This window comes from Luteimonas sp. A277, from assembly GCF_054052045.1.
The window spans coordinates 1-25,780 of the sequence record NZ_JBSVRG010000014.1; the positions used below are offsets into that span (position 1 = coordinate 1).

Below are 25,780 nucleotides of genomic sequence, written 5' to 3' on the forward strand. Positions count from 1 at the left end.
CGCTCCTACCGGGTGAAGAAGGGAGGTGGTGGTCCAGTCCCCCGAATCGGACGTCTCGCGTCGGCCACGTAGGGCCGACCTACGGCATTGGGTCGCGTGGGTCGATGTCGCGATCCAGGGTCCAGACGGGATCGCTGGCAGCCGCGTCGCGGCTGAGGTGGAAACGGGCGGCTGAACCGACAGCGATGGTGGCGCTGGTCTTCGCGTCGCTGTCGTCTGCCATCGGCACGATGTACAGCCCGCTGGCGTCCACGGTGTGGCGGGCCCCGGTTTCGGCCAGGTCTCCGATGTCGGTGATGCGTCCGCCGCGCCCGGCCAGCGGGTGCTGGAAGTTGACCAGCACGTCGGCCCGCAGCGGCGGCAGGCCGGGGACGGCGATGGTGGCGCCCTGGATCAGCAGGTCGGGGTAGACGCGGCCGTTTTCCGGCAGATCGGTGTAAAGCGCGTGCGGCGCATCGGCGTAGCTGCCGGAGGCGATCGAATCCAGGGCCGCGGCCAGGGCGATGAAGTTCAGCCGGCGCACGGCCTGCTTTTCAGGGTCGCCTTCGATGCCTCCCGATTCCACCAGCACCGTGCTGGTCCCCCAGGCGGTCATGAGATCGCCGAAGGCGCGTGGATTGAAGGTGTCATCCCAGCGCCCCATATGGCCGGCGATGTGCGGCTCCAGCGCAATGCGCATCGCCGCGGCCACGTGCATGGCGCGGCTGCGGACGTCGTTCACGCCGCGGGCTTCATCGAACGGCGGTGCGAGCAGGGCGATGGCCACGCCGCGGTCGCTGTCGCCGGCGCGGTAGCCCGGTCGCTGGTCGTGCAGGTTGAAGCCGAACTCGGGTTCGATCCGGTCACGCAATGCCTTCAGCGCCCGTGCTTCCGGTGTGGCCAAGGCGCGGGCGTCGCGGTTGATGTCCACTCCCTGCGCGTTGCGGCGCTGGAAGCGGGCGGCGCCATCCGGGTTCACCAGCGGGAAGAAGTGCAGGCTGGTGTGCTCGCGCAGCTTCGCCACCAGCGGGTGGTCGGGGTGGGCGCCGAGGAAGTGGAACAGGTCGGCCAGCGCCATCGAGGCGGTGCTTTCATCGCCGTGCATCTGCGACCACAGCAGCACCCGGGTATCGCCTTCGCCCCACTGCGCGTGGCGCAGCGGACGGCCTTCGGCGCTGCTGCCGATCTCCTCGACGGCGAAGCCGCGGCCTTCGGCCAGCAGCGGCGTGGCCACCTGCCACCACTGCTCCGGCGAGAAACTGCGTGACTCAAGCCCGTCCACCCGCAGTGAACGGTCGTACAGCTGTTCCAGCTCACCGAGCCATCCGGGGGCTGCCGGAACGGCTGTTTCAGCGGTTGCGACCGGAGGTGTCCGCGCGGGCGCATCCGCGGCGCAGGCAGCGATGATGGCGAGCGCGCAAAGCAGCAGCGGCAGCGGCAGTCTGGCAAGCATGTGTTGTTTCCTTTGGATAGCGGAAGCGTGGCCGTCCCGTTCGGACCAGGCTGTGGTGATGGCTGTCCCAACATACCTCGCCGGGGCCGGATCAGGTGGCGGGCGGCTGCTACCCTGACGCGCGTGCGCCGGCGTCGGGAGCGGCGTCGGTTGAAGTATTCCGCCGCTGGCGTGTAAAAGCATTGGAGCGGCCCACTGGTTGGCCGGAGCAAGGGGAGATCAAGGGATGCGGGTAGTGAAAGCGTGGAGCATGGCGGGGACGGCGATGGCGGCATGCCTGCTTGCCGGCGGGGCGGGATTTCCGGCGGCAGCAATGGCCGGGGACGGTACGGACGCCGCAAGCGGTTACATGCAGCCGCCCGAGCCCCTGCTCGGGGTGATGCGCGCGCCGCTCAATCCTTCACCGTCGATCGACCCCACCGGCAGCCGCGCGCTGCTTGTGCAGCAGTCGCCGCATCCTTCGATCGGGCGCGTGGCCGAGCCGCACCTGCGGCTGGCCGGCGTGCGGATCACGCCGGCAAACCACAGCCGCCACGACCGCTCCAGCGGCTACGGCATCCGCACCTGCCTGGACGGCTTCAGCCTGTTCGACCTGGCCACGGGCGCCGAGACCCCGGTGACCCTGCCCGAGGGTGCGTGCCCCGGGTTCGCCTCGTGGTCACCCGACGGCCAGCGCTTCGCGTTCGACAACACCACCGCCAGCGGCGTCGAGCTGTGGGTGGGCGAGGCCGCCACCGGCCAGGTGCGGCGCATCGAGGGCGTGCAGCTCAATCCGATCCTGGACAGCAGCCTGCAGTGGCTGGGGGGCAGTGAACGCCTGCTGGTGAAGCTGGTGCCCGCGGACCTGGGGCCGGCACCGGAAAGGGCCGGAATCCCGCCCGGTCCCGAGATCACCGACGCCACCGACGGCGGTGGGGAAAGCAGCACCTACGAGGCGCGCGACACGCTGTCCAGCCCCGAGGACGAGAGGCTGTTCGATCACTACGCCACCGCGCGCCTGGCCACCGTGGACGTCGCCAGCGGCGGGGTCACGCCGGTGCACGGGCCTGCGGTCATCGGCCGGGTGAGCGCTGCGCCTGACGGGCGCCACGTGCTGATGCACGAGCTCAGGCGCCCGTATTCCTACGTCACCGCGTGGAACCGCTTTGCCCACGACGTGGTGGTGCTGGACCTGGAAAGCGGCCGCACCCACACGCTGGTGCAGCTGCCGGTGGCCGACCGGGTGCCGGTGCGCGGGGTGGCCACCGGCCCGCGCAGCCACTCCTGGCGGGCGAACCAGCCCGCGACCCTGGTCTGGGCCGAGGCGCTGGACGGCGGCGACTGGAAGAACGACGTGCCCGAGCGCGACCGGCTGTTGACGCTGGAGGCGCCGTTCACCGGCCAGCCGCGCGAAATCGCGCGGCTGGCGCAGCGCCATGCCGGCACCGCCTGGTTCGCCGACGGTGGCCGTGCGCTGGTCTACGAGCACGACGCCAACCGCAGCTGGCTGACCACCCACCTGCAGGACCTCGACGATCCGGCGGCGCCGGGTCGGGTGCTGTGGGACCGTTCAATCAACGAACGCTACGCCGACCCGGGCAACCCCAGGTACCGGCGCCTGGCCAACGGGGCCGCGGTCCTGCACAAGGAAGACGGCGCGCTGTTCCTTTCCGGCGCCGGCGCAACCCCGCAGGGCAACCGGCCGTTCATGGACCGCTACGACCTGGCCACCGGCGAGACCACGCGGCTGTTCCGCAGCGCACCGGACGCCTACGAAAGTTTCGTCGGCTTCATCGACGGCGACAGCTCGCGCCTGCTGACCTGGCACCAGTCGCCTGTGGACCCGCCCAACCTGTTCCTGCGCCAGTTCGGCGATGCCCTGCCGGATGCGGCCGAAGGCGAGGCGGCGTTCGCTTCCACCCCGCGCCAGCTGACCCGCTTCCCGGATCCGGCGCCGCTGGTGCGTGATGTGCGCAAGCGCCTGGTGACCTACGCCCGCGAGGACGGCGTGGAGCTGTCGTTCACCCTGTACACCCCGCCCGGCTACCAGGAAGGCACCCGGGTTCCGGCCATCCTCTACGCCTATCCGATGGACTATGCCGACCCGTCCACGGCCGGCCAGGTGAGCGGCTCGGAACAGACCTTCACCCGCCTGTCCGACTACCGCCTGCTGCTGCTGGCCGGCTACGCGATCATCGACAACGCCGCCTTCCCGATCGTCGGCGACCCGCGCAACGCCTACGACACCTACCTCGAACAGCTGGTGGCCAATGCCGAGGCCGCGGTGGGCAAAGCGGTGGAACTGGGCGTGGTGGATCCGGACCGGATCGGCGTCACCGGCCACAGCCACGGTGCGCTGATGGCGGCCAACCTGCTGGCGCACAGCGACCTGTTCCGGGCCGGAGTGGCCTCCAGCGGCGGCTACAACAAGACGCTGACGCCGTTCGGCTTCCAGAACGAGCGCCGTTCGTTCTGGGCCGCCCCGGAGGTCTACGACCAGGCTTCGACCTTCTTCCACGCCGACAAGATCGACGAGCCGCTGCTGATCGTGCACGGCGCCGACGATGCCAACCCCGGCACCGAGGCCCTGCAGTCGCCGCGCCTGTTCCAGGCTATCCGCGGCAACGGCGGGACCACGCGCTTGGTGATGCTGCCCTTCGAGCCGCACTGGTATACGGCCCAGGAATCAAACGAGCATTTCGTGGCCGAGATGCTGGCCTGGTTTGACCGCTACGTGCGCGATGCCGGGCCGCGCGGCGGGGACGCGGCGCGCGCGGAGGCGGACTGACCGCCCGGGCGAAGCAGACCTGCCGCGTGCGTCAGTCGACCGCCGCCGGGCCGTGGGCATCCGCCCCGGCCGGCGCGGCAGCCGGCTGGTCGCCAACATAGCGCGCCCGCGGGCGGATCAGGTGGCCGGAGGCCTGCTGCTCCAGCGCATGCGCCAGCCAGCCGGCCAGGCGGCCGGCGGCGAACATGACCAGGGCCGGCGCGGCGGGCAGGGCGTGGGCGTGGCACAGCGCGGCCAGCATGAAGTCGATGTTGGGGCGCTGGCCGCTGGCTTCTTCCGCGCCGGTGATGATCTGTTCCATGCGCTGCATCGCGTCGCAGTCGCCGCGGGCCTGGCGGAGCATGGCGAGCAGTTCGGTCGCCCTCGGGTCACCTTGCGGATACAGCGCGTGGCCGAAGCCCGGCAGGTCGTCGCCACGCTGCCAGCGCGAGGTGACGTGCGCGGCCGGGGAGGAGGCCGCCAGGGCCTCGCCGATCAGGGCGTGGGCGCGCTCGGTGGCGCCGCCGTGGCGCGGTCCGGACAGCGCGGCCAGCCCGGTACACACGGTGGCGTGCAGGTGCGCGCCGGTGGAAGCGACCACGCGCGCGGCGAACGCGGACACGTTGAGCTCGTGTTCTGCGCACAGCACCAGGGCCGCCCGCACCAGCTCTTCCAAGCGGGCATCGCCCGGCTTCCAGTGCTGCGCCAGCAGCCGATGCACCGGCATGCTGCCAGGTGGGGTTCCCACCAGCAGGGCGGCGTTCTGGCGGAGCAGGGTGGCGGCGATCGCCCTTCGCGCGGCGGCGGAGGAGCTGAACGAATGGCGCACGTCCTGGGCCAGCAGCGGGATCGCGGCCATGGCGCGATCGAGCGGCCGCAACCGGGTGTCTCCGGCAACGGCGTGCACCGTGTCCGGCCAGGCCAGGTCCTGCGGATGGGCGAACGGATCCTCGTCGCCGCAGTCCCAGAGCAGGCGCGCGGTTTCCTCCAGGCTGGCGCCGCAGCGGGCCAGTTCCACGGCGGAGCGTCCGCGGTACCAGGGGCCGTCCGTGCGGATCTGCGAGATCCGGGTTTCCATCACCGGCAGCCCCCGGTCCAGGCTCTGCGCCGCCCCGCGCGCTGCGCCGCGGCCCGCCCGCTTGCGCGCAAGCAGCTTGTCGATGTCGCTGCGGCGGTACGCACGGCTGCGGTGGTCGGCGCCGGGGCGCGACTGCACCAGCCCGCGGCTGACGTAGGCGTAGAGGGTGGCCGGGGTGATGCCCAGCAGCTCGCAGGCCCGGGCGGCGGGAACGAATTCGTCTTCCATGGCGACATATTGATTCAATTGGTCAAGATTGATCAACAGGTTGTTTGGTGCGAGCCTGTCACCAGTCGCAGACAGGGGCCGGCCCGGGCCGGTGCCGCGATCCCCATCCGCAGGAGTATCCGATGACCAATGCCTCCCCCGGGGCGCGCTTCCGCGCCGCCCTCGCCGAAGAATCCCCGCTGCAGGTGATCGGCGCCATCAACGCCAATCACGCCCTGCTGGCCAAGCGCGCCGGCTTCCGTGCCGTGTACCTGTCCGGCGGCGGCGTGGCGGCCGGTTCGCTGGGCATGCCGGACCTGGGCATCAACACCCTTGAAGACGTGCTGATCGACGTCCGCCGCATTACCGATGTGTGTGACCTGCCGCTGCTGGTGGATATCGACACCGGCTTCGGGCCCAGCGCCTTCAACATAGAGCGCACGATCAAGAGCCTGATCAAGGCCGGCGCCGCCGCGTGCCACATCGAGGACCAGGTGGGCGCCAAGCGCTGCGGCCACCGGCCGGGCAAGGAAATCGTGTCCCGGGGCGAGATGGTCGACCGGATCAAGGCCGCTGCCGATGCGAAGACCGACCCGGAGTTCTTCCTGATCGCCCGCACCGATGCGATCCAGGTGGAAGGCGTGGACGCCGCAATCGAGCGCGCGCTGGCCTGCGTGGAAGCCGGCGCCGACGGCATCTTTGCCGAGGCGGCGAATGACCTGGAGACCTACCGCAAGTTCGTGGACGCGGTGCAGGTGCCGGTGCTGGCCAACATCACCGAGTTCGGCGCCACCCCGCTGTTCTCGCGCGAGGAACTGGCATCGGCCGGCGTCGCCATCCAGCTGTTCCCGCTGTCCGCCTTCCGCGCCGCCAACAAGGCTGCCGAAACGGTCTACACCGCGGTGCGCCGCGACGGCCATCAGAAGTCCGTGGTCGATGCCATGCAGACCCGCGAGGAGCTGTACGAGCGCATCGGCTACCACGCCTTCGAGCAGCGCCTGGACGCCATCTTCAAGTAGGTCGGGGCACGCCCCGACGCACGCCCTGAGCCATCCGCGCCGGCCACCAATGGCCGTGATGCCACACCGCGAAACCCCGGAGACACCCATGACCGAATCAACCCCAGCCCCCGGCTTCAAGCCGAAGAAGTCCGTCGCCCTGTCCGGCACCGCCGCCGGCAATACCGCGCTGTGCACGGTCGGCCGTACCGGCAACGACCTGCACTACCGCGGCTACGACATCCTCGACCTGGCCCGGACCAGCGAGTTCGAAGAGATCGCCCACCTGCTGGTGCACGGCAAGCTGCCGAACGCCGCCGAGCTGCGTGCCTACAAGGCCAAGCTGAAGTCGCTGCGCGGCATCCCGGCCGCAGTGAAGGTCGTGCTGGAGGAACTGCCGGCTTCCGCCCATCCGATGGACGTCATGCGCACCGCCGTGTCCGCGCTGGGCTGCGTGCAGCCGGAGAAGGACGATCACAACCACCCGGGCGCGCGCGACATCGCCGACAAGCTGATGGCCAGCCTGGGATCGATGCTGCTGTACTGGTACCACTTCAGCCACAACGGCCGGGTCATCGACGTGGAAACCGACGATGACTCGATCGGCGGCCACTTCCTGCACCTGCTGCACGGCGAGTCGGCGCCGGAGTCCTGGGTCAAGGCGATGCACACTTCGCTGATCCTGTACGCCGAGCACGAGTTCAACGCCAGCACGTTCACTTCCCGGGTCATTGCAGGCACTGGCAGTGACATGCATTCGTGCATCGCCGGCGGCATCGGCGCGCTGCGCGGGCCCAAGCACGGCGGTGCCAACGAGGTCGCCTTCGAGGTGCAGAAGCGCTACGAAACCCCGGACGAGGCCGAGGCCGACATCCGCGAGCGGGTGGGGCGCAAGGAAGTGATCATCGGCTTCGGCCACCCGGTCTACACGGTCAGCGATCCGCGCAACGAGGTGATCAAGGCCGTTGCCCGCGAGCTGTCGGAAGAACAGGGCAGCATGAAGATGTATGCCATCGCCGAGCGCCTGGAATCGACCATGTGGGACGCCAAGAAGATGTTCCCGAACCTGGATTGGTTCAGCGCGGTCAGCTACCACATGATGGGCGTGCCCACGGCGATGTTCACCCCGCTGTTCGTGATTGCCCGCACCGCCGGCTGGAGCGCGCACGTGATCGAGCAGCGCATCGACGGCAAGATCATCCGCCCCAGCGCCAACTACACCGGGCCGGAAGACCTGCAGTTCGTGCCGATCGACCAGCGTTCCTGATCCCTGTGCAGTCCCCAGCCTTTGCTTTCAGCGAGACACGATGAATACCCGATACCGCAAGCCCCTTCCCGGAACCGAACTCGAGTGGTACGACGCCAGCGAGGCGGTTGAGGCCGTCCGCTCCGGCGCCTGGGCCACGCTGCCGTACACGGCCCGCGTGCACGCCGAGAACATCGTGCGGCGCGCCGATCCGGACATGCGCGATGCGTATCTGGAGCAGCTGATCGAACGCCGCCGTGACCTGGATTTCCCCTGGTTCCCGGCGCGCGTGGTCTGTCACGACATTCTCGGCCAGACCGCGCTGGTGGACCTGGCGGGGCTGCGCGATGCGATCGCCGAAGGCGGCGGAGACCCGGCGCAGGTCAACCCGGTGGTGCCGGTGCAGCTGATCGTCGACCACTCGCTGGCAGTTGAATGCGGCGGTTTTGACCCGAACGCGTTCACCACCAACCGTGAGATCGAAGACCGGCGCAACGCCGACCGCTTCCACTTCATCGACTGGACCAAGCTGGCGTTCAAGAACGTCGATGTGATCCCGCCGGGCAACGGGATCATGCACCAGATCAACCTGGAGAAGATGTCGCCGGTGATCTACGTGGAGCGTACTGATGACGGCGGGGGCGTCGCGTTCCCCGATACCTGCGTGGGCACCGACAGCCACACCCCGCATGTGGACGCGCTGGGCGTGGTGGCGATCGGCGTGGGCGGGCTGGAAGCCGAGAGCGTGATGCTGGGGCGTGCCTCGTGGATGCGTACGCCGGAGATGATTGCCGTCGAGCTGGGCGGCAAGCCGCAGCCTGGCATCACCGCCACCGACATCGTGCTGGCGCTGACCGAGTTCCTGCGCCAGCAGCGGGTGGTGGGCGCGTACCTGGAGTTCCGTGGTGAAGGCGCCGCGGCGCTGACCATTGGCGACCGCGCCACCATTTCCAACATGGCGCCCGAATACGGCGCCACCGCGGCGATGTTCTTCATCGACGACAACACGTTGGACTACCTGCGCCTGACCGGCCGCACCGAGGAACAGATCGCCCTGGTGGAGAACTACGCCAGGACCGCCGGCCTGTGGGCCCCGGACCTGGCAGATGCACAGTACGAGCGCACGCTGCACTTTGATCTGTCCAGCGTAGTGCGCAACATGGCCGGACCGTCCAATCCACACCGCCGCCTGCCGGTCAGTGACCTGGCCGAACGCGGCATCGCCGGAAACCTCGCCGGCGCACGCGCGCAGGAAGCCGAAGGCCTGCTGCCCGATGGCGCGGTGATCATCGCCGCCATCACCAGCTGCACCAACACTTCCAATCCGCGCAACGTGATTGCCGCCGCGCTGCTGGCGCGCAACGCCAACGCACGCGGGCTCACCCGCAAGCCCTGGGTGAAGACCTCGCTGGCGCCGGGCTCGCGCGCGGTGCAGCTGTACCTGGAAGAAGCCAAGCTGCTGCCGGAGCTGGAGCAACTCGGCTTCGGCATCGTCGGCTTCGCCTGCACCACCTGCAACGGCATGTCGGGTGCGCTGGATCCCGCCATCCAGCAGGAAGTCATCGACCGCGACCTGTATTCGGTGGCCGTGCTGTCTGGCAACCGCAACTTCGACGGCCGCATCCATCCCTACGCCAAGCAGGCATTCCTGGCCTCGCCGCCGCTGGTGATCGCCTATGCCATCGCCGGCACGGTGCGCTTTGACATCGAGAAGGACGTGCTGGGCGTGGACGCGGACGGCAACGAGGTGCGCCTGAAGGACCTCTGGCCGAGCGACGAGGAGATCGACGCGGTGGTCAAGGCAAGCGTGAAGCCGGAGCAGTTCCGCCGCGTGTACGAGCCCATGTTCCGCCTGGCGGTGGACGATGGCACCCGCGTGGAGCCGCTCTACGACTGGCGCCCGATGAGTACCTACATCCGCCGTCCGCCCTACTGGGAGGGCGCGCTGGCCGGCGAACGCACCATGAAGGGCATGCGCCCGCTGGCCGTGCTGGGTGACAACATCACCACCGACCACCTCTCGCCGTCCAACGCGATCATGGCCAGCAGCGCTGCCGGGGAATACCTGGCGAAGATGGGCCTGCCCGAGGAAGACTTCAATTCCTACGCGACCCACCGCGGCGACCACCTGACCGCGCAGCGGGCCACCTTCGCCAACCCCAAGCTGCTCAACGAGATGGTGCGCGATGAAAACGGCGCGGTCCGCCAGGGCTCGCTGGCCCGGATCGAGCCGGAAGGCGAGGTCACGCGCATGTGGGAGGCTATTGAAACCTACATGGAGCGCAAGCAGCCGCTGATCATCATTGCCGGCGCCGACTACGGCCAGGGTTCCAGCCGCGACTGGGCTGCCAAAGGCGTGCGCCTGGCCGGCGTAGAAGCGATCGCGGCGGAAGGCTTCGAGCGCATCCACCGCACCAACCTGGTGGGCATGGGCGTGCTGCCGCTGGAGTTCCAGCCGGGCACTACGCGGCTGACCCTGGGCATCGATGGTACGGAAACCTTTGACGTGCTCGGCGAGCCTGCCCCGGGCGCCACATTGACGCTGGTGATCAACCGCCGCAATGGCGAGCGGGTGGAAGTGCCGGTCACCTGCCGCCTGGATTCCGACGAGGACGCGCAGGTCTATTCGGCCGGCGGCGTGCTGCAGCGCTTCGCCCAGGACTTCCTGGCGTCGAACGCAGCCTGATGTTCGAACGGTTGCCAGGCGGGGCCGAAGCCCACGTTGCGATCCACGATGCCTGGTGGCCGGGGCGCGGCCCCCGGCTGCTGTTCCTGCTGAGGATGGCGCCGCGCGCGGCGACGGCTTTGGACAGCGCCATTGAATCTGCCGGGTTCAAGGTGGTGCTGGGTGCGGAACTGTTCCCAACCGCGCTGTGGCACCAGTCGGTCTCGGACCGCTATGCCGACCGGCCGGAGCTCAGGCAGCGGCTGCTGGCTGCAGGTGCGCAGGTGCGCGTGCCCGGTTTCACCATCGAGCTGGACCAGCTGAGGTCGGGCAGGAACCAGCGCGGCAGCTTCAATGTCGAGGCCCGCCAGCGTGGGGCCTGCACCGGGCTCGCCACGCTGGTGGATGCAATCAACGACGCCGCGGCGGCGCAGGGGCTGCCGAAAGGCGGCGGACATTCCCCGCATGTCACCTTGAGCTACACGTTCCAGGGCGAACTGCCCCGGACCCGATCGATGCCTTCCATCGAGTGGCCCGTGGACGCGTTTGAATTGGTCCTCGGCGGCGGACGGCCCTACGGCTACACCACGCTGGGCCGCTGGATGCTGGGCCCTCCCGCTGCCAGGGTGTCGCAGGCCAGCCTGTTCTGATCCTTCTTTCACATGGCCTGCCGGTTACCGGGCAGGCAAGTCTTCGCAGGACCGCGCCATGACCGATCGCAAGCCCCTTCATGCTCCCCAGCTGAGGATCCCAGCCACCTATCTGCGTGGCGGTACCTCCAAGGGCGTGTTCTTCCGCCTCGAAGACCTGCCCGAGGCGGCGCGCGTGCCGGGCCCGGTACGCGATGGCCTGCTGATGCGGGTGATCGGCTCGCCCGATCCCTATGGCAAGCACACCGATGGCATGGGCGGGGCGACATCCTCGACCAGCAAGTGCGTGATCATTTCGAAGTCCAACCGCCCGGATCACGACGTCAACTATCTATATGGTCAGGTGTCGATCGATACCGCCTTCGTCGACTGGTCGGGCAACTGCGGCAACCTCAGCACCGCCGTGGGTCCGTTCGCAATTGCCAACGGCTTCATCGACCCGGCGCGGCTGCCGGAGAGCGGCAGCTTCGCGGTGCGGGTGTGGCAGGCCAATATCGGCAGGACCATCATCTGCCACGTGCCCATCGTGAACGGGCAGGTGCAGGAAATCGGCGATTTCGAGCTGGACGGGGTGACCTTTCCGGCGGCGGAGATCGTGCTCGAGTTCATGGATCCATCCGATGATGACGGCGAGGGCGGCTCCATGTTCCCGACCGGCAGCCTGGTGGACACGCTGGACGTGCCGGGCGTGGGCCTGCTGCAGACCACCATGATCAGCGCCGGCATCCCCACGGTGTTCGTCAACGCCGCCGACATCGGCTACACCGGCACCGAGCTGCAGCCCGTCATCAACGAGGATCCGGCTGCATTGGCGAAGCTGGAGGCCATCCGCGTGGCCGGGGCACTGCGCATGGGGCTGATCAACGCGCCCGAAGAGGCCGCCACCCGCCAGCACACGCCGAAGGTGGCCTTCGTGGCGCCGCCGGCCGATTACCTGGCCAGCAGTGGCAAGGCCATCGCTGCCGCCGATATCGACCTCAACGTGCGGGCGATGTCGATGGGCAAACTGCACCACGCCATGATGGGTACCTGCGCGGTGGCCATTGCCACTGCGGCAGCGGTGCCGGGCACGCTGGTGAACCTGGCGGCGGGAGGCGGGGAGCGCACCGCGGTCCGGTTCGGACATCCCTCGGGCACGCTGGGGGTCGGTGCTGAAGTGAGCCGGCAGGGCGGCCAGTGGTCGGTGACCAAGGCGGTGATGAGCCGCAGCGCACGGGTGCTGATGGAAGGCGCGGTGCGGGTGCCGGCGGATACGTTGGACGCGGGGCGCTGAACGCAACGGCCCCGGTGGATACCGGGGCCGTGAATGCAGACGCGAGGTGCCAGCAGGGAGGAGCGACTGCCAGCGGCCGCGCTTCTCCCGTACCTGGATCAGGTGCGCGGAGTGAGGTTCTGCACCTTCAGGAAGGTGTGATCGTCGATCACCGCCACCTGCGGCGCATTGCGCCAGTTGGGTGAGGCGATGTCGTGGGCGAGGAAGTGGCTGGCGCCGGGCACCAGTTCTTCGCGCCTGCCCGGGGGCAGGGCCCAGTTGCGTTCGGATTCGATGGCCAGGTTCAGCGAGTGCGCCCACGCCTGGGAATTGGTCAGGCGCATACGCGGTGAAACGATGCCCGGCGCAAACTGTTTGCGCGCGGTGACCACTTCACACATGGAATCGCCCCACAGGCCGCTGTCCTGGCGGCGCAGCGCCACCTCGGCGACGGCCTGCTGGCCGAGCACGGACTGGTTGCGGGCTTCCAGGTACACGGTGGTGCCAAGACAGAGCGAGTCGGCCGCCGGCTGCGGAAGCAGCGTGGCGAACCAGAGGATCCAGCCCAGTGTCATTTGTTGTATCTCCTTGCTTCGTTGCGCTGGGGGTCGCGATTGCTGCCCTTGATGGGCGTAGCAACCGGTGACCGGATCCGGCATGGCGAATGGGCGCACCCGGATAGACCGGACGCTCGCGAACGATTCGCGACAAGGGCAGCGACTCTGTGGCGCTTTGTAGCCCTGATCCAGCGCATCCCTATTCAGGATTGCGGTGGATCGACCGTGGCGGCATGGGCCTCCTACGGACTGCGCGCACCTTAATGCGCGTTTGCACAACTCAACCTGAATAGGAAAACTTGACTTGGCGGCCGGTTCCGGCGGGTCGAGCCAGCTGTTTCCCGGCTCATTCCGCGGGTTAGGGTGCCCGCGAAGCCGCGTTTACAGCCTTGCAGCGAGCCGGCAACCCTGGTCGATCGCCCGCTTGGCATCCAGCTCGGCGGCCACATCCGCGCCGCCGATCAGATGCGGCTCGATGCCGGCGGAGCGGAGCGCACCCAGCAGGTCGCGGCGTGGCTCCTGACCGGCGCAGATCACCACGTGATCCACCTCCAGCACCTGTGTCCTGCCGTCCACGCGGATGTGCAGGCCATCAACATCAACGCGCAGGTATTCCACCCCGCCCAGCATCTCGACCTGCTTGTTGCGCAATGTGGCGCGGTGAATCCAGCCGGTGGTCTTGCCCAGCCGGGCGCCAAGGCGTCCGGGACTGCGCTGCAGCAGCCACACCTGACGCGCCGGCGGCTCGGGCTGCGGTTCAACCAGTGCACCTGTGCTGGCGAAATCCGGGTCCACACCCCATTCGCGCATCCACAGGGCCGGGTCCAGGGCGGGCGAGGGACCTGAGTGGACGAGATATTCGGCCACGTCGAATCCGATCCCTCCGGCGCCGATGATGGCCACCTTCGGGCCGGGGACGACCCGCTGATTCAATACGTCGGGGTAGCTGAGAACCCTGGCATGCCCGCTGCCTGGAAAGTCCACCTGTCGCGGCTCGACGCCCGCGGCCAGCACGACTTCGTCGAATCCGGCGAGCGCGACGGCATCCGCGCGTGTGGACAGTCGCACCTGTACGCCGGTGTCTTCAAGGCGATGACGGAACCAGCGCAGCGTCTCGGCAAACTCCTCCTTGCCGGGGATCCGCATGGCCAGCTTGAACTGCCCCCCGATGTCGGCAGCCGCTTCAAACAGCGTGACCTGATGACCGCGCTCCGCCGCCACCGTGGCGCAGGCCAGTCCAGCCGGCCCGGCGCCGACCACCGCGATCCGCCGCGGCGCAGTGGTCGGTACGTACACCAGCTCGGTTTCGGCGCAGGCGCGCGGATTGACCAGGCAGCTGGCGGTGCGGTTCTGGAAGATATGGTCCAGGCAGGCCTGGTTGCAGGCAATGCAGGTATTGATGGCCTGGGGCTTTCCCGCGCGGGCCTTGTTGACCCATTCCGGATCGGCCAGCAGCGGCCGGGCCATGGACACCAGGTCGGCGCCACCGGAGGCGAGCACGGCTTCGGCCACGTCGGGCATGTTGATGCGGTTGCTGGCCACCAGCGGCAGGCGCACATGGGCGCGCATCTTTGCCGTGGCCGCGACGAAGGCGGCGCGCGGTACCGAGGTGGCGATGGTGGGCACCCGCGATTCGTGCCAGCCGATGCCGGTATTGAGGATGGTCGCCCCGGCGGCCTCAACTGCCTGGGCCTGGGTCACGATCTCGTCCCAACTCGAGCCATCGGGCACCAGCTCGGCCATCGACTGGCGGTAGATGAGGATGAAGTCGTCACCACAGGCTTCGCGCACCCTGGCTACGATCTCGGTGGCGAACCGCATCCGGTTTTCAAGGGGTCCGCCCCAGCGGTCATCGCGCCGATTGGTGCGCGCGCTGGCGAATTCGTTGATCAGATACCCTTCCGAGCCCATGACTTCCACGCCGTCGTAGCCGGCATCGCGGGCCAGCGTCGCGGCGGTGACGTAGGCGCTGATGGTGCGCTCCACGCCGCGGCCGGAGAGGGCGCGCGGGGTGAAAGGGGTGATCGGTGATTTGATCCGGGAGGGTGCGACCGACAGCGGGTGGTATGCGTAGCGGCCGGCGTGCAGCAACTGCAGGCAGATTTTTGCGCCATTGTCATGGACCGCACGGGTGACCTGTTGGTGCTTGCCGGTTTGCCAAGGGCGGGACAGGCGGCTGGCGAATGGCTTCAACCAGCCGGTCACGTTGGGCGAAAAGCCGCCGGTGACGATCAGTCCCACCCCGCCCGCGGCGCGCTCGGCAAAATACGCGGCCAACTTCGGGAAATCGCCGCGGCGGTCTTCCAGCCCGGTGTGCATCGAGCCCATCAGCACCCGGTTGCGCAGGGTGGTGAACCCCAGGTCCAGCGGTTCGAACATACGCGGGTAGGGCGGTGCGGCCGTGGCGGGCAAGGCAGGAGCAGGCGGCATGGACGGGATACGCTGGGGTATGGAACCCGCAGGGTGCCGGGGATGCACGCCGCAGGCAAGCGATCGACAGCCTAGTCTGCCGGCGGCGAAGCGCTACCCGCGCAGGCGGTGCGCACCGGCGGCGCCTGCGCGAACATCGGCAGGAAGATGCCGCACAGCGGTCCCACCAGGCAGGCGAAGGCCAGGGTTCCCCAGCCCACGGTGCCACCCAACCACCAGCCGGTCACCAGCACCGCGGCTTCAATCAGGCTGCGCACCATCCAGATCGGGCGACCGGTGCGGCGGTGCAGGCCAGTCATCAGGCCATCGCGTGGACCCGCGCCAAAGCCGGCGCCGATATACAGCCCGGTCGCGGCGGCCAGCAGCACCAGCCCCGCGGCAAACAGTCCGGTCTGCGCCACCAGCCCCTGCGCCTCGGGGATGGCCCACAGACCCAATTGCGCGCTGGGACCAATCAGCAGGGCATTGAGCACAGTGCCGATCCCGAACTTCTCCCGCAGCGGTAGCCACAGGGCCAGCACCCCGATCCCGATCACCACCGTTGCCAGCCCGAATGGGATGCCGACACGTATCGAAACGCCCTGGCTCAATACGTCCCACGGGGCCAGGCCGATGCCCGCGCGCACCATCATGCTGGTGCCGATGCCATACAGGAACAGGCCCAGCAGCAGCCGGGCCATGCGTTCGGGGAAGAGGGAATGCATGTGGGCGATTTTAGCCCGTGAGCATGACGGTGACGCCACGTATGCCAGCATCGCCCTGAATCCCTCCTGGAGTCAGCAATGGCTTCGCCCGACACCCGTTCCGCAGCGCGCCCCGCCCCCGATCGTTCGCTGGTCGAGGTGGCGGACTATGTCATCGATGCCCGGATCGATTCCGACCTGGCGTATGACACCGCCCGCTGGATGCTGCTTGATTCCCTGGCCTGCGCGATGCTGGCGCTTGATTTCGAACAGTGCAGGCGGCACCTGGGACCGCTGGTGCCGGGAGGCGAAATCCCGGGCGGTGCCCGCGTGCCCGGCACCGGGTTCGAGCTGGATCCGGCCCAGGCCGCGTTCAACATCGGCACCCTGGTGCGCTGGCTGGACTTCAATGACACCTGGCTGGCAGCAGAGTGGGGGCACCCCTCCGACAACCTCGGCACGATCCTCGCCGTGGCCGACTGGCTGGCGCGCAAGGAAGGCCAGCTCATTACGGTACGTGATGTGCTGGGCTGGGCGATCAAGGCCCATGAAATCCAGGGCGTGTATGCCTTGCGCAACTCCTTCAACCGCGTTGGCCTGGACCATGTGATCCTGGTGCGGATGGCGTCGACGGCGATCGCCACTGCAATGCTGGGCGGGGGCAGGGAGGAAGTGATCAATGCGCTCTCGCACGCCTGGATCGACGGCGGCGCGCTGCGGACCTATCGCCACGCCCCCAACACTGGTCCGCGCAAAAGCTGGGCGGCGGGTGATGCCTGCCGTCGCGCCGTGGTCCATGCCCTCAATGCGGTGCGAAAAACAACGGAGGGCTACCCCTCGGCGCTGTCGGCCCCGACCTGGGGCTTCTATGACGTGCTGTTTGAGGGGCAGGAATTTGAATTCGAAAGGCCGTTCGGCAGCTACGTGATGGAAAACGTGCTGTTCAAGATCAGCTGGCCGGCCGAGTTCCACGCCCAGACCGCGGTCGAGTGCGCGATGCAGCTGCACGGCCAGGTGCGCGAGCGCCTGGACGGGATCGAGCGGGTGGAGATCCGCACCCAGGAGGCGGCGGTGCGGATCATCGACAAGACCGGGCCGCTGGACAACTACGCCGATCGCGACCACTGCCTGCAATATATGGTGGCGGTGCCGTTGATCTTCGGGCGGCTGGAAGCGAAAGACTATGGTGATGAAGTGGCGGCGGATCCGCGGATCGATGCCTTGCGCGCTCGGATGCAGGTGAAGGAAGAGCCGCGCTTCACCCGCGATTACTTCGATACCGACAAGCGCGCCATCGGCAACTCGGTGCAGGTGTTTTTCAGGGACGGATCGTTCACGGAGAAGGTCGTGATCGACTACCCTGTCGGCCATCGCAGGAGGCGGGAGGAGGGGATTCCGCTGTTGGTGGCGAAGTGCGAACAGGCGTTCCGCGCCCGTCTGCCCGCTGACAGCGTCGATAGACTCATGGCACTGGCAAAGGACCCAAGGCTCATGGACGAGATGCCGCTGGCCCGTTTCATGGACCTCTACGCAAGCTGAACGAGAGGAGGCTGGAATAGGTGAGATGGGCTCAACTGTTATGTTACTGTTAACGTCGTCTTCACGCGGCTGTCCCTAGCCTGTGTCACGAAGGTTTTGGGCCTGCGCGGCCTGAAAGCTGGTCCAAGTTCCAAAACATTTTTTAAGCAAAGCTTTATCCCCCTTGATCAAGGAGCATTACGGATGAAAATGAAACTCCTCTGTGCCGCGCTCGCCGGCGGCCTGGGCCTGGCCTCAGTGGCTAACGCCCAGGAGTTCGACGATCGCTGGTACCTGACCGCAGGCGCCGGCTACAACTTCCAGGATGGTGACCGCCGTACCAACGACGTTGGCGCCGTGTCCCTGGGCCTGGGCAAGTTCGTCAGCCCGGTGTGGTCGGTTGACGCGGAGCTGAACTATCAGAACCCGCAGTTCGACAGCAGCGTCGACGGTGCCAACCGTGATCTGCGCTGGTCGCAGTACGGCATCTCGTTCGACTTCCGCCGCCACTTCGTGGTCGACGAGCGCAGCTGGAACCCGTACCTGCTGTTCGGCGTTGGCTACCAGCGTGCCGAAGAGGAGTTTGATAACTTCCCGAACCCGGATTCGCCGGGCAAGCGGAAGGACGGCAACCTCGCTGCCAAGGTTGGTGGCGGTCTGCAGAGCACCTTCAGCAACCGCGTTGCAGTCCGCGCCGAAGTCTTCGCGCGTGGTGACTTCGACGACGACAGCTACGCAGCCAACGGCGGTCAGGATTGGGGCGGTTACCCGCACAATCAGGAAGAGAGCCAGTTCATCGATATCGTGGCCCAGGTTGGCCTGGTGATTCCGCTGGGTCCGGAGCCGACCGCTCCGATCGCCCCGCCGCCGCCGCCGCCGCCGCCGCCGGCACCGGCACCGGTTGAGCCGCCGCCGCCTGCTCCGATCACCATCGATCTGACCGGCGTGAACTTCGACTTCGACCGTTCGACCCTGCGTCCGGATGCTGTGCAGATCCTGAACGAGGCGACCGAGATCCTGCGTCGTTACCCCGACCTGGGTGTAGAAGTGGCTGGTCACACCGACTCCGTTGGTGCCGAGCAGTACAACCAGGGCCTGTCCGAGCGTCGCGCCCAGGCTGTGTACGACTACCTGACCAGCAACGGCATTGATTCCAGCCGTCTGCAGGGTCCGATCGGTTACGGCGAGAGCCGCCCGATTGCGCCGAACACCAACCCGGATGGTTCCGACAATCCGGAAGGTCGCGCGCGCAACCGTCGTACCGAGCTGAACGTCCAGAACTGATCGGACGCAAGCTCCAGTAACACCAGAAAGCCCGGCCCAGTGCCGGGCTTTCTGTTTTTCGACGGGTGATGCAAGATGGGAGCGGCCATGCTGCGGTCGGTTGCGGCCAGGAAGAGGCCAAACGACGCCAGGATTCGGATGAATGCGCCCCTTGTGGAACAAGGGTTTGCGGCATCTTCTTCAAGGGATTACACTCTTTCCGCCTCCATCGGGACCAATGCCATGTTCAAGCCTGTTGTTGCCGTTGTGCTGCTTGCCGCGGCCCCCTTCCTGGTCAATGCGTCGGAGTGTTCGCGCGCTGCGCCGGCGGTTGCGGCAGCGATCGCTGCGCCGGCCATGCTGGCGCCGGTGGCACCGGAACTGGTTGCCCCCAGTTACCGTCTTGGCGGTCACGGTGGTGTGCTTGCGCGAGCCTATGGCGAAGAGCAATCGCTCGATCAGGTACTTCAGCGGTTGCGTGTGGAAGCATGCAGCGGCCTGGCCATGGCAGCCCCGCAGGCGGGCGTCGCCGCTGTGGCCGATCCGGCTGCTTACATCAAGCAGACGGAATTCGACAACACGCCGTACCGGTTCAACATGACCCAGGGCGGCCAGCGCATGACCGCCGATGACTTCGATGCCTGGTTGCAGGCCAATGGTTACAGTGCCGGTCGCCGCGTTGATCCCAATGCGCCCGTGACTCCGGCACTGACCGATGTCCTGCCGGTGACCGAGGTCACCAGCGAGGAATGATTCCGTCGGCGCCGCTCAGGCGCCGATGACTTCCAGTTCGCGACCGACGCGGGTGAATGCGTCGATGGCCTGGTCCAGCTGTTCCCGTGTATGCGAGGCACTGATCTGGGTGCGGATGCGGGCTTCGCCCTGGGGGACCACCGGGAAGAAGAAGCCGATCACGTAGATCCCTTCCTCCAGCAGGCGTTCCGCGAAACGCTGGGCCAGCGGGGCGTCGTATAGCATCACCGGCACGATGGGATGGTCGCCGGGCTTGAGGTCGAAACCAGCTGCGGTCATGCGCTCACGGAAATGCGCTGTGTTGTCGGCCAGCTGCCCGCGCAGGTCGGCGGCGGCATCCAGCATCTGGAACGCCTTTGTGCCCGCGGCCACCACGTGCGGCGGCAGCGAGTTGGAGAACAGGTAAGGGCGCGAGCGCTGGCGCAGCATCTCGATCACCTCGGCGCTGGCGGTGGTGAAGCCGCCGATCGCGCCGCCCATGGCCTTGCCCAGGGTGCCGGTGATGATGTCGATCTTCTCCAGCACGCCCTTGACCTCGGCCGAGCCGCGGCCGGTGGCGCCGATGAAGCCGGTGGCGTGGCACTCGTCGATGTGGACCAGTGCGTCGTACTTTTCGGCCAGCGCGGTGATTTCATCGAGCGGGGCCACGAAGCCGTCCATCGAGAACACGCCGTCAGTGGTGATCATGATGGTGCGCGCACCGTCGGCCCGGGCCTGCTTGAGCTGGGCTTCCAGATCGGCCATGTCGCAGTTGGCGTAGCGATAGCGCTTGGCCTTGCACAGGCGCACTCCGTCGATGATCGAAGCGTGGTTGAGCGAGTCGGAAACAATCGCGTCCTCCGGCCCCAGCAGCGGCTCGAACAGGCCGCCGTTGGCATCGAAGCAGGCGGCATAGAGGATGGTGTCGTCCTTGCCGAAGAAGTCCGAGATGGTCTTCTCCAGCTCCTTGTGCACGTCCTGGGTGCCGCAGATGAAGCGCACCGAGGCCAGCCCAAAGCCGTGCGTGTCCAGTGCGTCCTTGGCCGCCTGGATGAGATCGGGGTGATCGGCCAGGCCGAGGTAGTTGTTGGCGCAGAAGTTCAGCACCTTGCGCCCGTCCTCGAGCGTGATCTCGGCCGATTGCGGCCCGGTGATGATGCGCTCGGCCTTGAACAGGCCTGCCTCGCGGATTTCTTCCAGGGTGTCCTGGTAACGTTTTGTAGCAGACATGGTTGTCTCCGATGCTGATTTTAGTTGGCGTCTTTGGCCCGTTCGGGCAGCGCCCGGCTCCATGCTTCCCAAGTTTCTTGCAGGGACGCCAATGCCGGTGGCAGCCCGTGAGACGAGCCATTGTCCGCGAGCCAGTCAGGGAATGGCACGCTATCGGCAATAGCCGCACTGATCCTCGCCAGGATCAGAGGGTCGCCGCTTGTTTCAATGAGGAACATGCCCACGAGCAGCGATTGCCCGTAGAAAGTAACGAGTCCCGAAGAGTCCATATCGCCGGAGACCATCATCTGAATCCCTGATTTCGACTTGGTTCCGCGCTCAAGCTGTCGCATAAGACTGGGCGCGAGAACCGGGTGTTCCATTTCCAGGAATTCAATCAGTGGCGGGATGCTGTCGGGTGATACCTGGACCGCGGCAAGAAATTCTCCCGCACGTGCCCCTTGGGACTCCGGGGACTCCATGAAAATCGCGGCAGCCTCATCCAGCCAATCAGGGGCGGGGCTGCCGTAGCGTTGCCCGGAGTCAGCCACTGCATCCGGCCAGAAGGCGGCGGCATACATGGCATGTCCAATCTCGTGCCGCAGTGAGTTCTGATCCCGATCCATCATTCCTGTAGTGGCGCGACGGATCCGGGCTCGATCCAATCCCGCGCGTCGCATCGCTCGGGACATCATCTGCCGTTTGGCGGAGGCGGGCAGCCATACCTGTGAATAGCCCAGACCGTGGGCCTGGGCGAGCTGCCTCGCTGCAATCGGGTCGTAGGTCGTGCTGAGGACTACGAGCCCGGAAGACGCAGGGCCGAAATGGGCTTCGAACCGCTGGGTCGCCTCTCTCTGGGCAAGGGCTGCGGCGTCCGCTTCTTCCCGGGTGTCGGCGTAGGCCAGGCCGTGGGGCGAGGCGGTACAGACCGGAGCAGGCGGATTCTCAATGTCCGGGCAGAGGGGGGTGCCGGCGTGTGCCTGCACCCCTACCAACAGAAGGCCGCAGAGCACCAATACCAGTGGACGGAAGATTTTCATCGCTCGTCGCTGACTCCCTGTCGATTGCTGCATCTGGTCTGGCGTGACGATCAACCCCAGCCCAGTACGACCTTGCCGCACTTGCCGGATTCCATCAGATCGAAACCTTGCTGGAATTCGTCGGCGGGGAGCTCGTGGCTCAGGATTTTGTCCAGCGGGAAACCGCCCAGCACCAGTTGGGTCATCTTGTACCAGGTCTCGTACATGCGCCGGCCGTAGATGCCCTGCACGGTGAGGCCCTTGAAGATGATGCGGTCCCAGTCGATGCCGGCGCCCTTGGGCAGGATGCCGAGCAGGGCGACCTTGCCGCCGTGGTACATGGTGTCGAGCATGTCGTTGAAGGCGTGCGGGTTGCCGCTCATCTCCAGGCCCACGTCGAAGCCTTCCAGGCCCATGCCGGCCATCACATCCTGCAGCGACTCATTGGCCACGTTGACCACGCGGGTGGCGCCCATGTCGGTGGCCAGCTGCAGGCGGTAGTCGTTGACGTCGGTGACCACCACGTTGCGCGCGCCGATGTGCTTGCAGATGCCGGCGGCCATGACCCCGATCGGGCCGGCGCCGGTGATCAGCACGTCTTCGCCAACCACATCGAACTCCAGCGCACAGTGCGCGGCATTGCCGTAGGGGTCGAAGAAGGCCGCAAGCGCGCTTGGGATCTGCTCCGGGATTGGCCACAGGTTGCTGGCCGGCATCACGATGTACTCGGCGAACGCGCCGTTGCGGTTCACGCCGATGCCCACCGTATTGGGGCACAGGTGCTGTTTGCCGGCGCGGCAGTTGCGGCAGTTGCCACAGACGATGTGGCCTTCGGCGGAGACCCGCTGGCCGATGTCGTAGCCGCTCACGCCCGGGCCGATCTGGGCAATATGGCCGACGAATTCATGGCCTACCACCAGCCCTGGTTTGATCGTGCGCTGGCTCCACTCGTCCCACAGGTAGATGTGCAGGTCGGTGCCGCAGATCGCGGTTTTCTCCACCCGGATCAGTACTTCGTTCGGACCCGGCGTGGGAACGGGAACCTGTTCCATCCACATGCCCTTGGCGGCTTCGCGCTTGACCAGCGCACGCATGGTGGTTGGGATCTGGCTGGGTTGAGCCATTGGGCGGATTTCCATCTGTGATCGGGCCGGTGATTATACGCTGCGGTCCCGATTGGCCCCGGCGTGGGGCGCTCCGGGGCGCCCTCGCGGCGGTAGACTTGAGCGCTGTGCCCATTCGAGACCGCCGCATGCGCCTTGCACCGATCGCTTTCCTTGCCGCCCTGTCACTGGCCTCCGGTTCCGCCTCCGCGGGCGAGGGCATGTGGGTTCCGCAACAGCTTCCCGAGATCGCCGGGCCGTTGCAGCAGGCCGGGCTGCGCCTGGCACCGGAGCAGCTGGCCGACCTGACCGCCGACCCGATGGGTGCAGTGGTCTCCCTTGGCGGCTGCACCGCGAGCTTTGTTTCCCCGGGCGGGCTGGTGGCCACCAACCACCACTGTGCCTACGGCGCGATCCAGCTCAACTCGACGCCCGAGAACAATCTGATGGATGCCGGCTTCTATGCGCCGGCACCGGAGGAGGAACTCAGCGCCGGGCCCAATGCGCGGATCTTCGTGCTCGACTCAATCCGTGACGTCACCGGCCAGGTGCACGGCGCCATCAATGCCGCCCCGGACGACATCGGCCGCGCACGCGCGCTGGAATTCATTGAAAAGCGCCTGATCGCCGACTGTGAACACGAGGACGGGTACCGCTGCCGCCTGTACGCCTTCCACGGCGGCAACGAATATCGCCTGTTCCGCAACGTGGAAATCCGTGACGTGCGCCTGGTGTACGCGCCGCCGGGCGGGATCGGCAATTTTGGTGGCGAGGTCGACAACTGGATGTGGCCGCGCCATACCGGTGATTTCGCCTTCTACCGCGCCTACGTCGGCCCGGATGGCAAGCCGGCCGATCATGCCGAAGATAACGTCCCCTACGAGCCGCAGCACTGGCTGCGCTTCTCCGACCGGCCGCTGCGCGACGGCGACTTCGTGATGGCCGCCGGCTATCCGGGCAGCACCAACCGCTATGCGCTGGTGGCCGAGTTCGAGCAGACCGAACAGTGGACCTATCCGATCATCAGCCGTCACTACAAGGCGCTGATCGACTTGGTGGAGGCGGAAGGGCGTGACAACCCGGAGATCGGGGTCCGCTACGCCGCCACTATGGGCGGTTGGCGGAACACCTCCAAGAACTACGACGGCCAGCTCGAAGGCTTTGCCCGCGTGGATGCGGCGGCGCGCAAGCGTGCCGAGGAAGCCGCGGTGCTGGAATGGCTGCAGGCCCAGGGGCCGGCGGGTGAGCCGGCGCTTGCCGCTTACTCCGAACTGGTGGAACTGGCCGGGGAAGCCGGCACCACCCGCGAGCGTGACCTGATCCTGGGGCAGTTGCACCGCATGGGCACGGTGGGCCTGGCGATGCGCCTGTACCGCAATTCCATTGAACGCACCCGCCCTGACGGCGACCGCGAGCCGGGCTACCAGCAGCGCGACCAGCCGCAGATTGAAGGTGCAGTGGCGCAGATGGACCGGCGCTACCACACTGACATGGACCGGATCCTGCAGCGCTACTGGCTGCAGCAATATGCGGCGCTGCCGGAGGACCAGCGGGTCGCCGCGGTGGACGAATGGCTGGGCGGCACCGACGAGGCGGCGATTGACGCGGCACTGGACCGCCTGGCTGCCACCGGTCTCGGCGATCCGGCCCAGCGCATGACCTGGTTCCATTCCGATCGCAGCGCGTTCGAGCGCAGCGACGATCCGGTGATCAGCTACGCGGTCGCGGTGACAGGGGTGATGATCGAGCAGGAGCTGGAGCGCAAAGCGCGCGCAGGGCGGATCCTGCAGGCACGGCCGGTCTACATGCAGGCGGTGGTGGATTACCGCCGCAGCCAGGGCGAGCACGTGTACCCGGATGCCAACTCTTCGCTGCGCATCACCTTTGGCAACGTGATGGGCTACCGCAAACTGGATGGCAGCCGCCAGCGCCCGTTTACCCGGCTGCAGGAAGTGGCGGAAAAGGCGACCGGCGAGGAGCCGTTCAACGCACCGCAGCCGCTGCTGGACGCGATTGCGGAAAAGCGCGATGGCGGCCTGGCCGACCGGCGCCTGCGTTCGGTGCCGGTGAACTTCCTTTCCAACCTGGACGTGACCGGCGGCAACTCCGGCTCGCCGGTGCTGGACGCTGACGGCCGGCTGGTGGGCCTGCTGTTTGACATGAACTGGGAGTCGGTCAGCTCCAACTGGGTGTTTGATGCCGACATGACCCGCACCATCTCGGTTGACCAGCGCTACATGCGCTGGGTGATGCAGGAAGCGTTCCCGGCACCTGAGCTGCTTGAGGAACTGGACCTGCCGCAGATGCGGCGCTGAGTGAGAAGGACGAAAACCCGATGAGGATCCTGCTTGCCCGCCACGGGGAAACCCCGTGGAATGCCGAAGGCCGCTACCAGGGCCAGGAAGACATCGCGCTGTCGCCGGTGGGCGAGGCCCAGGCGATCTCCCTGGGCCGGCGCCTGGAAGGCCTGGTGATCGATCGCGCGGTCGCTTCGCCGCTGCAACGCGCCCGGCGCACGGCGGAGCTGGTCCTGGGGCCTGGCCGGGCTTCACTGCTGCAGCTCGACGAAGGGCTGCAGGAAATCGCCCACGGGAGCTGGGAAGGCCTGTTGGCGACCGAGATCCATGCGCAGGATCCGGAGCGGCTGCAAGCATGGCGCGATGCGCCGGACACGGTGCTGATGCCCGGGGGCGGCGAATCGCTGCAACAGGTGTTCGATCGCGCCTGGCCTGCGTTCGTGCGGGCCGCGGAGAACCTGGGCCAGGGCGAAACCCTGCTGGTGGTGGCCCACGACGCCGTCAACCGGGTGATCCTGTGCCACGTGCTGGGCATCCCGTTCTCGCGCCTGTGGACCTTCCGCCAGGCGCCCACCACCCTCAACCTGCTGGAAGGTGACAGCGTGGATGCGCTGGAAGTGGTGCGCCTGAATGACTGCGCCCATCACACCCCGCTGTTTGGCGAGGCGGTACACCGCGCGCTGTGAAACAGAATG

General features: G+C 67.3%; 19 protein-coding genes. 11 read left to right on the plus strand and 8 right to left on the minus strand.

Annotated features, from left to right (window positions below; all coding sequences use genetic code 11):
* Positions 1-79: 79 nt before the first annotated feature.
* Entirely contained in the window at positions 80-1,432 is a 1,353-nt protein-coding gene (locus tag ACW7G2_RS12945) for a M14 family zinc carboxypeptidase (protein WP_456976446.1), read from the minus strand.
* A 250-nt stretch (positions 1,433-1,682) separates the two neighbouring features.
* On the opposite strand from ACW7G2_RS12945, the gene ACW7G2_RS12950 reads away from it, so the two are divergent.
* Positions 1,683-4,199, plus strand: coding sequence for a S9 family peptidase (locus tag ACW7G2_RS12950; protein ID WP_456976540.1), 2,517 nt, complete (start codon positions 1,683-1,685; stop codon positions 4,197-4,199).
* Positions 4,200-4,230: 31 nt separating this feature from the next.
* Here ACW7G2_RS12950 and ACW7G2_RS12955 read toward each other — a convergent pair whose 3' ends face one another.
* Complete coding sequence (locus ACW7G2_RS12955; RefSeq protein ID WP_456976448.1) at positions 4,231-5,484, minus strand: citrate/2-methylcitrate synthase; 1,254 nt, start codon at positions 5,482-5,484, stop codon at positions 4,231-4,233.
* 122 nt (positions 5,485-5,606) lie between these two features.
* Between ACW7G2_RS12955 and prpB the strand changes: the two genes are divergently transcribed.
* The 5 genes from prpB (at position 5,607) to prpF (ending at position 12,295) form a co-directional block, all read left to right on the plus strand.
* Positions 5,607-6,482, plus strand: coding sequence for a methylisocitrate lyase (gene prpB / locus ACW7G2_RS12960; RefSeq protein ID WP_456976450.1), 876 nt, complete (start codon positions 5,607-5,609; stop codon positions 6,480-6,482).
* 88 nt (positions 6,483-6,570) lie between these two features.
* On the plus strand, positions 6,571-7,728 hold the full coding sequence (prpC, locus tag ACW7G2_RS12965) for a bifunctional 2-methylcitrate synthase/citrate synthase (protein WP_456976452.1): 1,158 nt from the start codon (positions 6,571-6,573) through the stop codon (positions 7,726-7,728).
* 40 nt (positions 7,729-7,768) lie between these two features.
* Positions 7,769-10,393, plus strand: a complete 2,625-nt coding sequence (gene acnD, locus ACW7G2_RS12970; protein ID WP_456976454.1) for a Fe/S-dependent 2-methylisocitrate dehydratase AcnD — start codon at positions 7,769-7,771, stop codon at positions 10,391-10,393.
* Positions 10,393-11,022 (plus strand): 2'-5' RNA ligase family protein, encoded by a 630-nt coding sequence (locus ACW7G2_RS12975; protein ID WP_456976456.1) that lies wholly within the window; start codon positions 10,393-10,395, stop codon positions 11,020-11,022. The genes acnD and ACW7G2_RS12975 overlap by 1 nt, the downstream gene beginning before the upstream one ends.
* A gap of 58 nt (positions 11,023-11,080) precedes the next feature.
* Positions 11,081-12,295 (plus strand): 2-methylaconitate cis-trans isomerase PrpF, encoded by a 1,215-nt coding sequence (gene prpF / locus ACW7G2_RS12980; RefSeq protein WP_456976458.1) that lies wholly within the window; start codon positions 11,081-11,083, stop codon positions 12,293-12,295.
* Between the two features lie 98 nt (positions 12,296-12,393).
* Here prpF and ACW7G2_RS12985 read toward each other — a convergent pair whose 3' ends face one another.
* The 3 genes from ACW7G2_RS12985 to yczE all read right to left on the minus strand — a co-directional run bounded on the left by ACW7G2_RS12985 (position 12,394) and on the right by yczE (position 15,965).
* Positions 12,394-12,849: a cell wall hydrolase gene (locus ACW7G2_RS12985; RefSeq protein WP_456976460.1), complete on the minus strand. Its 456-nt coding sequence runs from the start codon at positions 12,847-12,849 to the stop codon at positions 12,394-12,396.
* A 363-nt stretch (positions 12,850-13,212) separates the two neighbouring features.
* On the minus strand, positions 13,213-15,261 hold the full coding sequence (locus ACW7G2_RS12990; RefSeq protein ID WP_456976462.1) for an oxidoreductase: 2,049 nt from the start codon (positions 15,259-15,261) through the stop codon (positions 13,213-13,215).
* A 71-nt stretch (positions 15,262-15,332) separates the two neighbouring features.
* Positions 15,333-15,965 (minus strand): membrane protein YczE, encoded by a 633-nt coding sequence (yczE, locus tag ACW7G2_RS12995; RefSeq protein ID WP_456976464.1) that lies wholly within the window; start codon positions 15,963-15,965, stop codon positions 15,333-15,335.
* 78 nt (positions 15,966-16,043) lie between these two features.
* Between yczE and ACW7G2_RS13000 the strand changes: the two genes are divergently transcribed.
* The 3 genes from ACW7G2_RS13000 (at position 16,044) to ACW7G2_RS13010 (ending at position 19,478) form a co-directional block, all read left to right on the plus strand.
* Complete coding sequence (locus ACW7G2_RS13000) at positions 16,044-17,483, plus strand: bifunctional 2-methylcitrate dehydratase/aconitate hydratase (protein ID WP_456976466.1); 1,440 nt, start codon at positions 16,044-16,046, stop codon at positions 17,481-17,483.
* A gap of 183 nt (positions 17,484-17,666) precedes the next feature.
* Entirely contained in the window at positions 17,667-18,746 is a 1,080-nt protein-coding gene (locus tag ACW7G2_RS13005; RefSeq protein ID WP_456976468.1) for an OmpA family protein, read from the plus strand.
* 87 nt (positions 18,747-18,833) lie between these two features.
* The gene (locus tag ACW7G2_RS13010) at positions 18,834-19,478 is read left to right on the plus strand and encodes a hypothetical protein (protein ID WP_456976470.1); all 645 of its coding nucleotides are present in this window, start codon (positions 18,834-18,836) and stop codon (positions 19,476-19,478) included.
* 15 nt (positions 19,479-19,493) lie between these two features.
* Here ACW7G2_RS13010 and kbl read toward each other — a convergent pair whose 3' ends face one another.
* Genes kbl through tdh form a run of 3 tightly spaced genes read right to left on the minus strand, consistent with a single transcriptional unit; the run spans position 19,494 to position 22,791 of the window.
* Positions 19,494-20,687, minus strand: a complete 1,194-nt coding sequence (gene kbl / locus ACW7G2_RS13015) for a glycine C-acetyltransferase (RefSeq protein WP_456976472.1) — start codon at positions 20,685-20,687, stop codon at positions 19,494-19,496.
* A gap of 20 nt (positions 20,688-20,707) precedes the next feature.
* The gene (locus ACW7G2_RS13020; protein ID WP_456976474.1) at positions 20,708-21,706 is read right to left on the minus strand and encodes a hypothetical protein; all 999 of its coding nucleotides are present in this window, start codon (positions 21,704-21,706) and stop codon (positions 20,708-20,710) included.
* 50 nt (positions 21,707-21,756) lie between these two features.
* Positions 21,757-22,791 carry an L-threonine 3-dehydrogenase gene (gene tdh, locus ACW7G2_RS13025; RefSeq protein WP_456976542.1) on the minus strand — a complete coding sequence of 345 codons (1,035 nt, stop codon included), beginning with the start codon at positions 22,789-22,791 and terminating at the stop codon, positions 21,757-21,759.
* A gap of 146 nt (positions 22,792-22,937) precedes the next feature.
* On the opposite strand from tdh, the gene ACW7G2_RS13030 reads away from it, so the two are divergent.
* Entirely contained in the window at positions 22,938-25,103 is a 2,166-nt protein-coding gene (locus ACW7G2_RS13030; RefSeq protein WP_456976476.1) for a S46 family peptidase, read from the plus strand.
* 20 nt (positions 25,104-25,123) lie between these two features.
* Positions 25,124-25,771: a histidine phosphatase family protein gene (locus tag ACW7G2_RS13035; RefSeq protein ID WP_456976478.1), complete on the plus strand. Its 648-nt coding sequence runs from the start codon at positions 25,124-25,126 to the stop codon at positions 25,769-25,771.
* Positions 25,772-25,780: the final 9 nt, after the last annotated feature.

Coding starts and splice junctions, on each gene's coding strand:
- ACW7G2_RS12985 (WP_456976460.1), bottom strand. CDS start 12,849: ATGACACTGGGCTGGATCCTCTGGTTCGCCACGCTGCTTCCGCAGCCG.
- yczE (WP_456976464.1), bottom strand. CDS start 15,965: ATGCATTCCCTCTTCCCCGAACGCATGGCCCGGCTGCTGCTGGGCCTG.
- ACW7G2_RS13005 (WP_456976468.1), top strand. CDS start 17,667: ATGAAAATGAAACTCCTCTGTGCCGCGCTCGCCGGCGGCCTGGGCCTG.
- ACW7G2_RS13030 (WP_456976476.1), top strand. CDS start 22,938: ATGCGCCTTGCACCGATCGCTTTCCTTGCCGCCCTGTCACTGGCCTCC.
- ACW7G2_RS13000 (WP_456976466.1), top strand. CDS start 16,044: ATGGCTTCGCCCGACACCCGTTCCGCAGCGCGCCCCGCCCCCGATCGT.
- ACW7G2_RS12945 (WP_456976446.1), bottom strand. CDS start 1,432: ATGCTTGCCAGACTGCCGCTGCCGCTGCTGCTTTGCGCGCTCGCCATC.
- ACW7G2_RS13020 (WP_456976474.1), bottom strand. CDS start 21,706: ATGAAAATCTTCCGTCCACTGGTATTGGTGCTCTGCGGCCTTCTGTTG.
- ACW7G2_RS12955 (WP_456976448.1), bottom strand. CDS start 5,484: ATGGAAGACGAATTCGTTCCCGCCGCCCGGGCCTGCGAGCTGCTGGGC.
- prpF (WP_456976458.1), top strand. CDS start 11,081: ATGACCGATCGCAAGCCCCTTCATGCTCCCCAGCTGAGGATCCCAGCC.
- acnD (WP_456976454.1), top strand. CDS start 7,769: ATGAATACCCGATACCGCAAGCCCCTTCCCGGAACCGAACTCGAGTGG.
- ACW7G2_RS12975 (WP_456976456.1), top strand. CDS start 10,393: ATGTTCGAACGGTTGCCAGGCGGGGCCGAAGCCCACGTTGCGATCCAC.
- kbl (WP_456976472.1), bottom strand. CDS start 20,687: ATGTCTGCTACAAAACGTTACCAGGACACCCTGGAAGAAATCCGCGAG.
- prpC (WP_456976452.1), top strand. CDS start 6,571: ATGACCGAATCAACCCCAGCCCCCGGCTTCAAGCCGAAGAAGTCCGTC.
- ACW7G2_RS13010 (WP_456976470.1), top strand. CDS start 18,834: ATGCTGCGGTCGGTTGCGGCCAGGAAGAGGCCAAACGACGCCAGGATT.
- ACW7G2_RS12990 (WP_456976462.1), bottom strand. CDS start 15,261: ATGCCGCCTGCTCCTGCCTTGCCCGCCACGGCCGCACCGCCCTACCCG.
- ACW7G2_RS12950 (WP_456976540.1), top strand. CDS start 1,683: ATGGCGGGGACGGCGATGGCGGCATGCCTGCTTGCCGGCGGGGCGGGA.
- prpB (WP_456976450.1), top strand. CDS start 5,607: ATGACCAATGCCTCCCCCGGGGCGCGCTTCCGCGCCGCCCTCGCCGAA.
- ACW7G2_RS13035 (WP_456976478.1), top strand. CDS start 25,124: ATGAGGATCCTGCTTGCCCGCCACGGGGAAACCCCGTGGAATGCCGAA.